Source organism: Streptomyces sp. NPDC005263 (genome assembly GCF_042872365.1).
Lineage (GTDB): Bacteria > Actinomycetota > Actinomycetes > Streptomycetales > Streptomycetaceae > Streptomyces.
Genome location: NZ_JBIAKJ010000005.1, coordinates 351,677 through 365,897, shown reverse-complemented (window position 1 = coordinate 365,897; position 14,221 = coordinate 351,677). Strand labels below are relative to the sequence as shown.

The following is a 14,221-nucleotide window of genomic DNA, read 5'->3' as shown; positions in this document are numbered from 1 at the left end:
CCTGGCGGGCGAGAACGGGATCACGCCAGGTGGCGCGGTATTGGCCCCAGACCCGACTCACGATACCGTCGCCCTGATAGACGACGGCATCACGGAAGCCGGTGAGAACCCGGCACGGTCGCGCCACTGTGGACGGTGCGCCCCCTGGGGCACCGCGAGTCAGACCCGTGGCCGTCGTCATGTGCACCACCGAGATGGGACGCGAACTCCCAGAGGAGGCTCTTGCCATGGCGCAGCATGTCGCCCAGCCGACGACCACCACCCCCGTCGTTCCCGCCAAACTCCCGCTGAAGGCCATCGCCCCGTGGGCGGTCTTCTTCGGCATCCTGATGCTGGTCCTGCTGTACTTCGTCGGCGCCGAACAGGGCGCCACCTCGGTCGTCTCCGGCGGTGACGTCCACGAGTGGGTCCACGACGCCCGCCACCTCCTCGGCTTCCCCTGCCACTGACCTGAGGGACGCCGCACACCCATGAACTCCGCGACAGTGAGAAATCTGCTCGTTCGGGGCATGCTCGCCGGCCTGGGTGCCGGCGTGCTCGCCCTGGTCGTCGCCTACTTCCTCGGCGAACCGAGCGTCGACAGCGCCATCAGCTTCGAGGACTCCCACGCCCCCGCCCACGAACACGAGGTCGAACTCGTCTCCCGTTCCCTACAGTCCACCGCGGGCCTGGCCACCGGCGTTCTGATCTACGGGGTGGCGTTCGGCGGCATCGCCGCTCTCGCCTTCTGCTTCGCGCTCGGCCGGGTGGGCCGTTTCAGCCCGCGGGCCACGGCGCTGCTGCTGTCGGGGGCCGCGCTGCTCGCCGTGTACGTCGTGCCGTTCCTGAAGTATCCGGCCAACCCGCCCGCCGTCGGCGACCACGACACCATCGGCAAGCGCACCACCCTGTACTTCCTGATGATGGTGCTCGGGGTACTCCTGGCGATCGCCGCGGTGATCGCGGGCAAGCGGCTCGCGCCGAAGCTGGGCACCTGGTACGCCACCGTCGTCGCCGTCCTCGGCTTCGCCGTCGCGATCGGGCTGGCGTACGCGTTCCTGCCCGCCGTCAACGAGGTGCCGAGCGACTTCCCGGCCGCCTTGCTGTGGCGGTTCCGGCTGTCCGCCCTCGCCATCCAGATCACCCTGTGGGCAGGCTTCGGCCTCGTCTTCGGCGAACTGGCCGAACGGCTGCTGAACCCGAAGCCGGCCACGGTGTCCGCGGGGACGACGGTGGCCGCCCCGCGATGACGCCCGGCCGGTCGAACCGGCTGCACTCAGTGGTCCGCCGCTGCCTCGACCGAGTCCAGTGGGTGCCCCAGCCGCAGGTTCCAGCGGCCGTGGCGCCCACTGATCGTGGTGGCCGTCAGCGGAGGCACGTCGAGACGCCAGAAGGCCGCTGAGGGCGCTCCCAGCACGTGGACCACCGCGGCCCGCACGACCTCCGGCTCGACGACGGCGAGCGTACGGCCGTCCGTGTCCTGGGACGCCGTCAGCCAGCCCGTCACCCTCCCGCACATGTCGTGCACGGACTCCCCGCCGTGTGGCGCGGACGCGGGATCGGCGAGCCAGCGGGCCACCGCCTCCGGTTCACCGGCACCGACCTCCGCCAGGGTCAGGCCCCGCCAGCGTCCCACGTCCAGTGCCGACAACTCCGCTGCTTCCGCGCCGTCGAGACCGAGCGCGGCAGCCGTCTCCCGGCAGCGCACGGTGGGAGAGACCACGACACGCGCCGCGGCCGGCAGGGACCCGGCAAAGGCGCGGGCCCGCGCCGCCCCGCCGGTGTCGATGGAGCCCCCGTCGTCGAAGCGGGCCTGGCGCATCGACGCACTCATCGCGGGCGAGACGAAGGTGACGCGACTGGTCACGTGGTGGCTCCTCCTGGGGCGTTCACGGTGTGCGGGGCCCAACGGGTACGGCAGTGCCCCACGGGCACGGCAGTGCGCCACGGGTACGGCCGCACGTAAGCCGACCGGCCGATGGCCAACTGGCCCACCGCGCGGTCGAGTTGCGCGACCGCGGCGGCGATGTCGTCGAGCGCGACCCAGGCGCGGAAGCCCACGACGCGGCCAGGTGCGGCACTGTGCGGTGCGTCGGTTACGCGTCGGCCTGCGCGGGCTTCTCCTCGGCCTGCTTCGGTGCCGCCTGCTTCGGCGCGTCGGGAGCGGTGTAGAAGACCGAGGATCCCTGCTTCGAGCGCTGCGCCTGGCTCTTGGCGACCAGCCCTTCGAGTGTCGTGCGCACCACGGTCGTCTTGACGGCGCGCTCGGGGTGCGCCTTGTCAAGGGCAGTCGTGATCTCCGCTGCCGAGCGCGGTTCCTTCTGCTCGGCGAGGTGACGACGGACCAGGTCGACCAGGGTCGGCTGGGCCGACTTCGCGGCTTCCGACTTCCCCGCGGGCTTCTCGGCGGTCGACTTGGCGGCGGCCGACTTGGTAGCGGTCGACTTGCCGGCGGTTGACTTCGCGGCGGCCGGCTTCCCGGCAGCGGCCTTCCCCGCGGCTGCCTTCCCCGCGGTCGCCTTCTCCTCAGCCGGCTTCCCGGCCGTGGCCCGACCGGCCCGAGTGGCGGTCTTCTTCGTCCCTGCCCGCTTGCCCGCGCCGGACCCGGTGGCCGCCCTCTTACGGGGAGCGGGCACCGCGATGCTGTCCGACGGTGCCACGGACCCGGCGGACACCGGAGCCGTGCCGATCGCCTGCTGGATGGTGGTCAGAACCGCGTGGTCCCGCTGGAGTGCGGCCAACTGCTCCTGCAGCGCGGCGATTTCCCCACCGATGCGTTCTTGTTCCTTGGAGTTGCGTTCCAGGTCGGCGGCGACCTGAGCGGTGTACTGCGATGTCAGTTCGGTGACTGAGGCGTTCTGCGACATGGGTGCACAACCTTTCCTCGGCTCGAGGCCGGATTCGAAGGGACTGCCGCACGAGTGTGTCTCGGACGATTCCTGCGGCGCGGCAGCCACATACAAGGCGCAGGGCCCTGTCGTAGCGATAGTACGGACAACAAGAGCATGTTGTTCTCCGCACGCAGCTCTCCGCACTGACATCAGTCCTCTGCGGGTGATGGTGGGACCCCAATGATGTGAGTCGTTCAACTGCCCGGCGGGCCATGCCGGAAGCCATGGGGCGGGGCGCGAACGGCCGGTGTGCGAGGATCCCTCGGCAGGTGGCGACGGAGACCGTAACGGTGACACCAGTGGGTGACGCAGGCCACAGGAACTCCTCCCGTGTCGCGGAGAGAAGTGGTCGTGAGGGATTCAGAAGACAATGTGCGCCGCCGTGTGCGGGAGGGGGACCGTGAGGCGTTCGCCCAGCTGTACGAGGAGTTCGCCCGCGCCGTGTACAACCACGGGCTGCGCTTGACCGGCGACTGGTCGACGGCCGAAGAGATCATGTCCGACACGTTCTTAACGGCGTGGCGGACCCGCCAACGCGTGCAGGAGGAGGGCGGCTCCCTGCTGCCCTGGCTGCTGGGCATCGCCACGCACAAGGCCGACAACGCCCGCCGTGGCGTGCGCAGACGACAACTGTTCCTGGCACGCCAACCGCAGCCACGTGTGGAGGAGGACTTCGCGCCCCGGACCGTCGGACGCATCGACGACGCACGGTACCTGCGTTCCGTCCAGGCCGCCCTGGGCCGACTCAGACGCCAGGAACGGGAAGTGCTGGCCCTGTGCGTGTGGTCCGGTCTCGACTACCAGCAGACGGCCGAAGCCCTGGGCATCGCCGTCGGCACCGTACGTTCCCGTCTGTCACGTGCCCGCAAGAAGCTCGCCCGGCTCGCTGCAGAAGAACGGGAACCACCCACTGCCCGCGGAGAGATGACAAGTGCGGCCGCGATCGCGGCCCTGCCCGTACGGGAGGAGCTCACATGAACGACAAGGCCACGGGGGCGTCCTCGGAGCGCCACGGCGACCGCGAGGAGATCGCCGGCCTGCTGCCGGCGCCCGCCGACTGGGACCTTCCGCGCGAGCAGTACCTTCGTCACAAGGACCTTCTGATGCACCACATCGACCAAGACCAGGTCACCCGTACCCGGCCGGCCCGCAGGCTGCTGCGACCCGCGGTACTGGCGCCGGCGACCGCTCTGGCGCTGGTGTGCGCGGTGACCGCGGGAATCACGCTGACCGGCGGTGACCGGGGGCCCGCCGGAACCGCGTCGCACCGCGCGGCCACGGACATGCAGCCCGCCGCGGCCCTCCTGGACCGGATCTCCCAGGCCACGGAGACCCACCCCGATCTCACGGTGCGCGACGACCAGTTCGTCTACACCAGGGGTAAGGGCAACGGGGCCGACCTGACCAGCGGGAAGGCTGTCCTCGGTCCGCTGGTGGACCGTGAGGCGTGGATCTCGCAGGAACCGGGGCCCCTGCGGACACTCGGCATGGTCCGGGAGGACGGCGAGGACATCCGCATCAACGCCAACCTCGGTGACACCAACGGCACACCGGCCGGGCTCGGCCGGCCCACCTACCACTGGCTCAGCTCCCTGCCCAGCGACCCTGACAAGCTGCTTGCCTATCTGTACGCCCACACCCCGGACGCGGAGAGCCGGGAACGCGACCAGGCGGTGTTCGAACAGATCGGTTCCCTGCTCGGCGGGATGATGCCGCCCCGTACGGCGGCCGCCCTGTACCGGGCCGCGGCGAAGATCCCCGGCGTCACCCCGGCCCCGCAGGCCCACGACGCGATCGGTCGCAAGGGCCTCGGCATCGCCCGCGACGACACCCGCTACGGCCTCCGTACCGAGTGGGTCTTCGACAAGAAGGACTTCTCCTTTCTCGGCTCCCGCACCTATCTGACCAAGGACGCCTCATACGCCAAGGCCGGGGCACTGCTGGAAAGCTCGGCCGAACTGGAATACGCCGTCGTCGACGCGGTCGGCCAGCAGCCCCGCGACGCACAGCACGTACAGGACGAGCGGCAGGGCTGACCTCAAGGGGCGATCACGCGCGGCGCCGCGCGTGATCGCCCGCGTGCCGGGGTGCCAGGCGGCCCGGTGACTTTCACCGGGCCTTCCGTCAGTTCGCCGCCCGATTTTCTCTGTCGGCGGCTTGCCGGGCCGGCCGCCGTGATGCGCGGGGTTACCGTCTGCGGCATGGACGGTGATCGCCGAGGGTGGCGCCAGTGTTTGCTGAGTGGGGCGGTGTTCGCCGTCTGCATGGTCGGCACCACGCTGCCGACCCCGCTGTACGGCCTGTACCAGGACAAGTTCGGGTTCTCCGAGCTGACGGTGACGGTCGTGTTCGCCGTGTACGCCTTCGGGGTCATCGGCGCGCTGCTGCTGGCCGGCAACGTCTCGGATGCCGTGGGCAGACGGCCGGTGCTGCTGGCGGGCCTGGGGTTCGCGGCGGCGAGCGCTGTCTGCTTCCTCTGCGCCACCGGGCTCGGCTGGCTGTACGCGGGGCGGTTGCTGTCGGGGCTGTCCGCCGGCCTGTTCACCGGCGCCGCCACGGTGTACGTGATCGAGTTGGCGCCCCAGGGCGGCACATCCCGGGCCACGTTCGTGGCGACCGCCGCCAACATGGGCGGGCTCGGTTGCGGCCCGCTGCTCGCCGGAGTGCTCGCGCAGTACGCCGTCTGGCCGCTGTACCTGCCGTTCGCCGTACACCTCGCCATGGTGGCCGCCTCGGTCGCGGTGCTGCTGTGGCTGCCGGAAACCGTTCGCGAAACCCGGCCGCTGACCGCCGTACGACCGCAGCGTCCTGCCGTGCCCCCGCAGGTGCGGGCGGTGTTCGGGCCCGCGGCGATCGCCTCGTTCGTGGGCTTCGCGCTGTTCGGAGTGTTCACGTCGGTCAGCCCGGCGTTCCTCGCGCGGTCCCTGGACGTGGACAACCACGCCGTGAGCGGACTCGTCGTCGCGCTCGCCTTCTTCGCCTCGACCGCGGGGCAACTGGCGGTCGGCCCGGTCGGCACGCGACGCTCGCTGCCGCTGGGCTGCGCCGCGCTCTTCGCCGGACTGGCGCTGCTCGCGGGCGCGCTGCGCTGGGACCTGCTGTCGCTGGTGGTGCTGAGCGCGATCGTCGGCGGGTTCGGGCAGGGGCTGTCCTTCCGCGGGGCGCTGTCCGCGGTGGCCGGGGCGTCTCCCGCGGACCACCGGGCGGCAGTGATCTCGACACTGTTCGTGGTGGCTTACGCGGGCATCTCGGTACCGGTGATCGGTGTGGGAGTACTGACGGGCCCGATCGGCCTGGAGGGCGCCGGGCTGGTGTTCATCGCGTGCATGGCCGTCCTGGTCTCGATCGCGGTCATCTACCTGCGCCGACGACCGGTAGGGGTGCGGGCCTGAGCGCGTAACCGGCCGGTCCGGTACGGGCGTTGAGCACGACTCTGAAGCGGTGCAGGACCGTGCGGACATCACCGCAGACCCGGTGTAGTGTCAGAGCACTGGAAGTAAAAACGTGTGTTCACTGCCGGGCATCGACGCCGGTTGATGGAGCAGGGGTCACGCGCGCATACGCGGTCTCGGACGAGCCGCCACTTCTTCACACCGAAGGAGTGCGCAGTGACTGTCCGCCGTAATGAAGCTGTCGAGCAAGTGGGCGCTCCGCCCGAAGCCTCTGGTTCGCCGCGCTCCCTCCGTGAAGCGGGGGTAGCCCTCGCAGGGCTGTCAGCGGTGTTTCTGTTCGAGATGCTCGACAACTCGATCCTCAACGTCGCCTTGCCGACCATCGGCCGCGAGTTGTCGGCGTCGACGACCGTGCTGCAGTGGGTTACTGGCGTGTACGCCGTCGTGTTCGGCGGGCTGATGCTGGCCCTCGGCGCGCTGGCCGACCGGGTCGGCCGCCGCAAGGTCATGCTGGTCGGGCTGGTGCTGCTGGGCGTGGCGAGTATGGCGACCGCCCTCGTCACCACGGCGGAGCAGCTCATCGCGATCCGCGCGGCGATGGGCGTCGCGGCCGCGATGACGACGCCGGGCTCCCTCGCCCTGGCGTTCCGCCTGTTCGACGAGGACGGCCTCCGCGTCCGTGCGACGACGCTGATCTCGACCGTGGGCCTGGTCGGACTCGCCATCGGGCCCACGGCAGGTGGCGTCGTGCTCGCGTTCGCTCCGTGGCGGGTGCTGCTGCTGGTGAACGTGCCGATAGCCGTCCTCGCGTTCCTCGGCATTCGACTCGGCATCCCCGCTGACAAGGCGGACGAGTTGCACCGCGACCCGATCGACGGCGCGGGTGCCCTGCTCGGCACGGCCACGATCGTGCTCACGCTGGTCGCACCGACGCTGTTCGTCGACGCGGGCGCCGCATCGCCGCTGCCGTGGTCAGCCACGGCAGCGGCGTTGGTGGTGGCGGTGCTGTTCGTCCTCCGCGAGCGCTCGGCCCGCTGTCCGCTGCTCGACCTCGAACTCGTCGCTCGCCCACTCGTGTCGAGCGGCCTGGCGTTCAAGGCCGCCGCGGGCCTTGCCACCGCCGGCCTCGGCTACCTCGTGACCCTGCAGCTTCAGCTCGATTGGGGCTGGACGCCCGCCCGAGCGGCTGTGGGAATGGCGCTGCAGGTCGTCGTCCTCATCGCCGGCGGCGCTCTCATCGGTCCACTGGTCACGCGCGTCGGTCTCGACAAGGCCGCCTGGTTCAGCGCCGGAGCTGTGGTGTGCGGGCTCGCCGTCTACGGGCTGCTGGGCCGCTTCGGGTACGTATGGATCGCCCTCGCCCTCATGCTCGTCTCCGCCGGTATGCGCGTCGTGGGTGTCGTCGCCGGGACCAACGTGATGCGTGGTCTCCCGGCCGACCGCACCACCGTGGGAGCGGCGCTGGTGGACACCGCCAGTGAGGTCACGACCGGAATCGGCATCGCCGTCAGCGGGACCATCCTCGCCGCACTCTTCACCGGCGATATCGCCACCTCCCACTGGAGCGCCCAGCAGACCTCGGAGTTCCGTGAGGCGGTCACCTGGGCGGGCCTCGCGCTCACCGTCTTGGCCGCGGGGCTGGTGGGATGGGGCATCATCCGTGCCCGCAGTGTCGCGGACAGCGCGAGCCCGTCGTCGGCGGGCGATGGGGACGGCCAGTAGACGCGGGGACGAGCGCCGTGCGGGCGCGGCCCCGCCGGGCTGGGGTACGCAGTCGTTCACCCAGCCCGGCGGGAGCGGCCCGATCGACGAGGCGACTGCCGCGTCCGGGCCGCCCGGCCGATCAGCTCGTCATGGCCTCGCGCACCAATGCCGTGTCGACGAACTGTTCGAAGCGGACGATCAGCCCGCCGCGTACGACGAAGTGGTGAGCCACGCGTACGGCGATGTCCTTGCCCGTGGCCTTGTTGGTGGCGGTGTAGCGGGCCAGGACCACGACGTTCTCGCCGTCGACGACGTACGTGTCGTCGTGGGCGGTCCAGTCGTCCCACTCCTTGCCGAGACGCTCCATCACGTTCGCGGTGACACCATCGGGCGTGCGGTAGGTGCCGGCGAGCGGGAAGCCGGCCATCTCGGTCCACTCCACGTCGGGCGCGAGCGTGGCGCGCAAAGCCGCCAGGTCGGCGGCCGCCGAGGCCAGATACTGACGGCGCACCACGTCGGCGGGCGCGGTGGAGGTCGCGAAGTCGGCGCTCGGTGAGGTCATGGTGGTCAGCCCCACGTCATCTCGCCCTTGGCGACCTTCGCCCCGATCTGCGCGGCGATCAGCATGCCGTGGTCGGGGTAGCGCCGCACCAGGGCTTCCGTCAGCGCGGCACCGTCGGCCGCCTTGCCGAGTTCCTCCTCGAAGGCGAGGAGGTAGTCGCGGGTGGCGGCGATGGCGGAAGCGTCGGCCGGGCTGTCGGGCAGGCGGTGGCCGGGGACGACCAACTGCGGGTCGAGGGCGGCCATCTCCTCCAGCAGCCGCACCCAGGCGGACCGGTCCTCGGGGGTGGGGGTGTCGGCGACCCAGACGTGCTCCTGCTGGAAGAGCAGGACGCCACCGAGGAGGGCGCGCGCCCCGGCCTGCCACAGGTAGTGGCGGTCGGGCAGATCAGCCGGGCCGCCCTTGAGCTCGAAGCGGTGGCCTTCCAGGGTGAGGTCGCCGGTCAGGGGGGTGAGGTCGACCAGGCGGGTGGGCAGGTTCGCCCCGAGCGCCGCCCAGGCCTTGAGCTTGCCCTCGTAGGAGTGCTGGATGTGCTCGATGACGATCGGGGTGGCGACGAAGACGGCGTCGGGAAAGGCGTCGGCGAGGACTTCGGCCCCGAAGTAGAAGTCGGGGTCGCCGTGACTGACGTAGACGGTCGTCAGCTGCTTGCCGGAGTCGAGTACCTCGGCGGCCAGCCGGTGGCCGTCGGCCCGGGTGAAGCCGGCGTCGACGAGAAGTGCCTCGCTGTCACCGGTGACGAGCGTGGCCGTCTTGTTCTTGACGCCGGCGGGGAAGTCGAGGTCGAGGACCTTGAAGGAGAGCGTGCTCATGGGGGCTCCTGCGCGGGGGACTGGGACAACGGATCAGGACGGGGCGGGGACGCCGGGGGAGGAGGGTGGGGAAGGCGGTGTCACCCGGGCTCATCGGGACAGGCGTTCCTCGGGAAGAGGCCGCCGGAGACCACATCCATGGAGGAATCACCTGACAGAACAGTAACTGACATGTCAGATATTTCTCGAGGAGTGTGACGTGGGCCACAGGCTCGTGGCTGACGTCATTGGCTCCGAACGTCGACGGGGCGCAGGTCAGGGCAGGCGGGGCAACAGATCCCGAGCCGTGTGGCTGAGAATGCGAAGATCCTCCGCGAACCGCTCGCGGTCCTCGGGCGGGAGGGGCTGTACGAGGTACCGCTCGATGTTCTCCAGGTGCACCCGGGAAGCGCGCACGGTCGTCGTCTCGCCCAGCTCGGTGAGCCGCACCAGCCTTCCGCGCCGGTCGTCCGGGGACTCGGCGCGTGTCACGAGTCCCGCCGCCTCCATGCGGTCCACGAGCCGGGTGGCGCCGCCCGTGGTCAGGACCTGCTCCTGGGCGATGGCCCGCATCGGAAGGCCAGGCGCGCCCGCCCGCCCGAGAATCAGCAACACCTCGAACATTAGATGACTGATCCCGCACTCCTCCTCGAGCGCCCGACCGAGGATGTACTCCAGCCGGTTGGCCGCCCCCTGCAGCCGTCCGAACGCCAGGATCAGCTTGTGGTCCGCGGCCTCTTTCGCCGTATTGATCCCCGCCTGCTCGCCCACGGTCTCGCCGCCCCTTCGTCGTCCCGGGTGTCACCGTACCGATCATGCCCTGACGTGGTCCTCGCGTCCGGTCAACAGTTGACGGTGCCTGCCCGGCCGGTGCCGCCGGGCTACGGCGCCGGCCTATGGCGCCGGCCGACCGGTTGACCGGCGCGGCACCAGGGCGGGGGACAAGGTGACCTGGACCGAGGGTCTGCGCCGGTCGGCGATCCGGTCGAGAAGGAGACGGGCGGCATGCGCGCCGAGCTCGTGGCCCGCCTGGTCGACGCTGGTCAGCGAGATGGGGCCGAGCGCGGCGAACGCGGTGTTGTCGTAGCCGGCCACCGAGATGTGGTGAAGGACGAACCCCGTTGGCAGGAGCGGAGGGCGCGCGCTTCGTCAGCTACTCCGATGGCCTGTACGTCTGCCGTTTGACGTCCGGTCGGTACCGCATCACCGCCGAGCTTCGCTGATCGAGGCACGCTCAGGGGCACGCCGAGGCCGGTCGGGATCCGCGAGAGGATTCCGGCCGGCCGGGTGCGCCCGCGCGGGTGTGGTCAGGTGGCCTTGCCGGTCACCGAGGTGCCGGACTTGGTGACCTGGTAGGTCACCGTGGCGCCGCTCCAGAAGTGGAAGGTGAGGGTGACGCGCGAGCCGTCCTTGACCGCGTTGAAGAACTCGGGGGTCAGTTTGATGGCGTCGCCGGTGTACGCCGAGAAGGCGGTGTCCCACTGCTGGTAGGGGGTCCAGTCGGCCGGGCCCGCGTTGCTTCCGTCCTCGTACCGGGCCTCCATCGTGGCGAGGACGTCACCGCGGAACCGGGTGGGAACGGCGAAGGCGCCGGTGCTTCCGTCGGCGTCCGACAGCACCGGGGTGTCGTACGTGATCACGTCGATCCGCCACGGAACACCCCGGGAGAACCTGGCCTCCAGGGTGGCATTGACTCCGTACGCACGCTCTCCGGCCAGCCTGGTGAGGGCGGCGGCGGTCAGGGTGAGCCGGTCGCCGGACACCGTGTAGTCGGTGCCTTCGGCCAGTTCACGACCCGCGTGCCACAGTCCTTGGAAGTTGGTTCCGTTGGAGTTCAGGGTGAGCGTCTGGCTGGTGATGGCGCTCGACTTCGACAGGAACACCTGGTCGCTGGAGGCGGTTCCGGAACGGGTGCTCCAGCTCGACTTGATCTGGGCGAACAGCTCCGGGTCGCGCCACTGCAGAGTGGTGCGGTTCAGGAACTGCCCGGCGTCCCACAGCATGGTGGTGAGCTTGCGCCGACGGGCGTAGTCGCCGAGGAACTCGAAGTACTTGAGCTGCTCGCCCCGCTCGATGATGCCGGGGCGGTTGTGGTCGTAGGCGAGCAGGGCGTACTCGCCGATGATGACCGGGATGCCGTGCGCGACGAAGGTGTTGTAGGCCCGGTCGAAGGTGCCGGTGAGGTCCTGCTCCGAGGTGGCGTCGAAGCGGGTGTACCCGGCGATGTTCACGCTGAAGGGCCAGAACCCGTAGAAGTGGATGGTCGTGGCCACCATGGGGTCGTTCAGGGCGGTCAGTTCGGCGGCCAGCGCGTCCAGCCGTGACTGGTCCGCGTTGGTGTAGAGGGTGGGCAGTACGAGCAGCCGGGTGGCGTTCCTGCCGCCGGACGCGCGGACGATCCGGTGCAACTCGCTGTTGAGCTCTTTGAGCAGCCGGTAGTTCTCCTCGTCGCCCGAAGTGCCGCTGAACGTCGGCTCGTTGATGCTCTCGAAGACCACCTTGGGTGAGGTGTCGCGGAACGCCGCAGCGATCTGGGTCCAGGTCGCGTCGTACCGGGCGAGGACGGCGTCATGGTCGGCGGGCAGTTGGTTGACCCACATCCACGAGTCGTGGTGCATGTTGAGCAGGACGTACAGGCCCTCGGCCTGAGCCCAGTCGACGACCTGCCTGACCTTCGCCATCCAGGTCGCGTCGATCGGGTAGTCCGGCGCCGCGCCCTGGTGGGTGCCCCAGGTGACGGGGAGCCGGATGCTCCTGAACCCCTGCGACTTGACCTTCTTCAGAAGTGCCTGGGTCACGGGCGGGTTGCCCCAGGACGTCTCGTCCGGGATGGCGTCGTAGGTGTTGCCCAGGTTCCAGCCGGGCTGCATGGCAGCCACCGCGCTTCGGGCCGCGGGGGTACCGGCCGACGCCGACGACGGCGTATCGGCGTGTGCGGCGGTCGGAGCCAGGGGGAGCAGGACGATCGCCAGGGCGAACGCCGCGAGCCGCCGGACGGGCCGGGAGGATCCGCGTCGCCGGGCAAGGAGTGCGGCCAGTCTCGTCATCAGGTGCGCCTTTCACGGTGGGGGACAGCGAAGGGCTTGCGGGAGGTACCGAGTTGGAGCCGGAGTCGACTCGCGACCCTCACGGGTCGAACCTTCGGCGGAGGAAACCGTCCCCCTCGAAAGGGAAAAGGTGTCCATCACGTCGGTAGGTAGTTCCGTCAGGCGGGCCGCAACTCGAACCAGTCGAAGGCCGCGCTTCCCCGCGTGGCGTACATGCCGAAGACCCGGCCGGTGAAGCCGCCGGCGACCTCGGTGGTGAGGTAGCGGCCGTCGAGTTCGGCGAGGACCTCGAAGTCGCCGCCCTCCGCCTCGTACCCCAGGCGGAGGGTGTCGGGGCCTCCGACGCGCAGGCCGGGCGGGGGAGTGGACCCCGGGGTGCGGGAGGTGACCGTGGGTGGCAGGACATCCGAGGTCGTGACGTCGATCCGGAGCCTCACCGGGCCGGAGGGCACCGCCCGTTCGGCGACCGCGTGGCGCAGCGGGCCGATCCTGGCGATCGCCCGGACCATGCCGTCACTCACCTCCACCTCGTAGTGGTGTGCCTCGTCCAGCCGCACCGCGAGTCCGCCCCGGCCGCCGTCGGTGACCTCGACGAGAGTGCGTGCGGTGCAGTCGGCGTCGCGCTGCCTTCGTCCGACGAAGAGTGCGCCGGGCGTGTCGAGGCTGTCGGCGCGGGCGCGCAGCACCAGGTGCCCCGGCCGCTCGTCGAGACGTACGGCCTCGGGGTCGTGCCGTCGCGGCGACACCCAACTCGGCGCGAGCGCGGGGGAGTCGAAGTCGTCCAGGTCCGGTTCCTGCGGCCAGGGGTGCGGTGGCAGTGCCGGGGCCTGCGCACGCAGTTCCAGCGGTCCGGGCAGCGGCCATTCGTCCTCCCACCGCACCGGCGCCAGGAACGTCTCCCGGCCCATGCCGTGATACCCGGGGGTGTCGCCGCGCGGCCTGGTGCCCAGCAGCACCATCCACCACGTGCCGTCGCCCGCCCGCACCAGGTCGCCGTGGCCGGTGTTCTGCACCGGATGGTCGGTACTGCGGTGGGACAGCACCGGGTTGGCCGGGTGCGGTTCGAACGGCCCCGGCAGCGAACGGGCCCGGGCCACCGACAGCGCGTGGCCGCGTTCGGTGCCGCCCTCCGACAGCAGCAGGTACCACCAGTCGCCGATCCGGTACAGGTGCGGCCCCTCGGGATACTGCAGTCCGCTGCCCGACCACATCGGCACCGGCTCTCCGAGCAGTTCGCCGGACTTCGGGTCGATGCGGACCCCGCGGATGCCACCCGAGGAGAACACGCACCAACAGGTCCCGTCCTCCTCCCAGGCGAGGTCGGGGTCGATGCCCGGTACGTCGACCGGCACCGGGTCCGACCACGGGCCGGCGGGGTCCTCGGCGGTCACCAGGACGGTGCCCGCTCCGGCGACCACGGTCGTGATCAGCCAGAAGCGTCCGTCGTGGTGGCGCAGTGTGGGCGCGTACACCCCTGTGGAGGAGGGCGCCGTGTCGGACAGCGCGAGCTGGGAGGACCGGTCCAGGGCGTTGGTGATCAGGCGCCAGTGCACCAGGTCGCGACTGTGCCAGATCGGTACGCCTGGCACGTACTCGAAACTCGACGTGGCCACGTAGTAGTCGTCACCGGCCCGGCAGATGCTCGGATCGGGGCTGAAGCCGGGTATGACGGGGTTGCCGAAGAACGCCATGTCCGTCCTGAGGGGTGTGGTCGGGAGAAGTGCGCCACAGGGAACCGTTTGTGTTGAAGCGCTTCGAAAGGTTCCACGTCGGTTGCCCTGTGTCAATGGGCTATGAAGTAGGGGATTTTAAGCAGCGTGAGGGTCAAAAAGTCTCTGGTCGTTCCCTTGTGGGC

Annotated in this window: 15 protein-coding genes and 1 riboswitch; of the genes, 6 read left to right on the top strand and 9 right to left on the bottom strand. The window is 70.4% G+C overall.

Annotated elements, in window-relative coordinates:
• Positions 1-49 precede the first annotated feature (49 nt).
• A riboswitch (cobalamin riboswitch) is annotated at positions 50-190 on the top strand.
• 37 nt (positions 191-227) lie between these two features.
• Together ACFYRY_RS24285 and ACFYRY_RS24280 are read left to right on the top strand one after the other, a co-directional pair.
• A complete protein-coding gene (locus ACFYRY_RS24285) occupies positions 228-449 on the top strand; it encodes a CbtB-domain containing protein (RefSeq protein ID WP_389149273.1) in 222 nt (73 codons plus the stop codon).
• Positions 450-470: 21 nt separating this feature from the next.
• On the top strand, positions 471-1,229 hold the full coding sequence (locus ACFYRY_RS24280) for a CbtA family protein (protein ID WP_389149270.1): 759 nt from the start codon (positions 471-473) through the stop codon (positions 1,227-1,229).
• Positions 1,230-1,255: 26 nt separating this feature from the next.
• Here ACFYRY_RS24280 and ACFYRY_RS24275 read toward each other — a convergent pair whose 3' ends face one another.
• From ACFYRY_RS24275 to ACFYRY_RS24265, 3 genes are read right to left on the bottom strand one after another with little or no spacing between them, the layout of a single operon-like run.
• Positions 1,256-1,846: a histidine phosphatase family protein gene (locus ACFYRY_RS24275; protein ID WP_389149267.1), complete on the bottom strand. Its 591-nt coding sequence runs from the start codon at positions 1,844-1,846 to the stop codon at positions 1,256-1,258.
• Positions 1,843-2,040: a hypothetical protein gene (locus ACFYRY_RS24270; protein ID WP_389149264.1), complete on the bottom strand. Its 198-nt coding sequence runs from the start codon at positions 2,038-2,040 to the stop codon at positions 1,843-1,845. The genes ACFYRY_RS24275 and ACFYRY_RS24270 overlap by 4 nt, the downstream gene beginning before the upstream one ends.
• Positions 2,041-2,075: 35 nt before the next feature.
• The gene (locus ACFYRY_RS24265) at positions 2,076-2,846 is read right to left on the bottom strand and encodes a hypothetical protein (RefSeq protein WP_389149261.1); all 771 of its coding nucleotides are present in this window, start codon (positions 2,844-2,846) and stop codon (positions 2,076-2,078) included.
• A gap of 396 nt (positions 2,847-3,242) precedes the next feature.
• On the opposite strand from ACFYRY_RS24265, the gene ACFYRY_RS24260 reads away from it, so the two are divergent.
• The 4 genes from ACFYRY_RS24260 to ACFYRY_RS24245 all read left to right on the top strand — a co-directional run bounded on the left by ACFYRY_RS24260 (position 3,243) and on the right by ACFYRY_RS24245 (position 7,984).
• Positions 3,243-3,848, top strand: coding sequence for an RNA polymerase sigma factor (locus tag ACFYRY_RS24260; protein ID WP_389150257.1), 606 nt, complete (start codon positions 3,243-3,245; stop codon positions 3,846-3,848).
• Entirely contained in the window at positions 3,845-4,906 is a 1,062-nt protein-coding gene (locus tag ACFYRY_RS24255) for a CU044_5270 family protein (RefSeq protein ID WP_389149257.1), read from the top strand. The genes ACFYRY_RS24260 and ACFYRY_RS24255 overlap by 4 nt, the downstream gene beginning before the upstream one ends.
• A 165-nt stretch (positions 4,907-5,071) precedes the next feature.
• Complete coding sequence (locus tag ACFYRY_RS24250; RefSeq protein ID WP_389149254.1) at positions 5,072-6,262, top strand: MFS transporter; 1,191 nt, start codon at positions 5,072-5,074, stop codon at positions 6,260-6,262.
• Positions 6,263-6,589: 327 nt separating this feature from the next.
• Entirely contained in the window at positions 6,590-7,984 is a 1,395-nt protein-coding gene (locus tag ACFYRY_RS24245; protein WP_389149251.1) for an MFS transporter, read from the top strand.
• A 121-nt stretch (positions 7,985-8,105) separates the two neighbouring features.
• Here ACFYRY_RS24245 and ACFYRY_RS24240 read toward each other — a convergent pair whose 3' ends face one another.
• The 6 genes from ACFYRY_RS24240 to ACFYRY_RS24215 all read right to left on the bottom strand — a co-directional run bounded on the left by ACFYRY_RS24240 (position 8,106) and on the right by ACFYRY_RS24215 (position 14,057).
• Positions 8,106-8,528 (bottom strand): nuclear transport factor 2 family protein, encoded by a 423-nt coding sequence (locus ACFYRY_RS24240; RefSeq protein WP_389149248.1) that lies wholly within the window; start codon positions 8,526-8,528, stop codon positions 8,106-8,108.
• Between the two features lie 5 nt (positions 8,529-8,533).
• Entirely contained in the window at positions 8,534-9,340 is an 807-nt protein-coding gene (locus ACFYRY_RS24235) for an MBL fold metallo-hydrolase (RefSeq protein WP_389149245.1), read from the bottom strand.
• 255 nt (positions 9,341-9,595) lie between these two features.
• A complete protein-coding gene (locus ACFYRY_RS24230) occupies positions 9,596-10,090 on the bottom strand; it encodes a MarR family winged helix-turn-helix transcriptional regulator (RefSeq protein WP_389149242.1) in 495 nt (164 codons plus the stop codon).
• 123 nt (positions 10,091-10,213) lie between these two features.
• Positions 10,214-10,414, bottom strand: a complete 201-nt coding sequence (locus ACFYRY_RS24225) for a substrate-binding domain-containing protein (protein WP_389149239.1) — start codon at positions 10,412-10,414, stop codon at positions 10,214-10,216.
• Positions 10,415-10,626: 212 nt separating this feature from the next.
• Positions 10,627-12,366: a cellulase family glycosylhydrolase gene (locus ACFYRY_RS24220; protein WP_389149236.1), complete on the bottom strand. Its 1,740-nt coding sequence runs from the start codon at positions 12,364-12,366 to the stop codon at positions 10,627-10,629.
• A 158-nt stretch (positions 12,367-12,524) separates the two neighbouring features.
• A complete protein-coding gene (locus ACFYRY_RS24215) occupies positions 12,525-14,057 on the bottom strand; it encodes a glycoside hydrolase family 43 protein (protein WP_389149233.1) in 1,533 nt (510 codons plus the stop codon).
• Positions 14,058-14,221 lie beyond the last annotated feature (164 nt).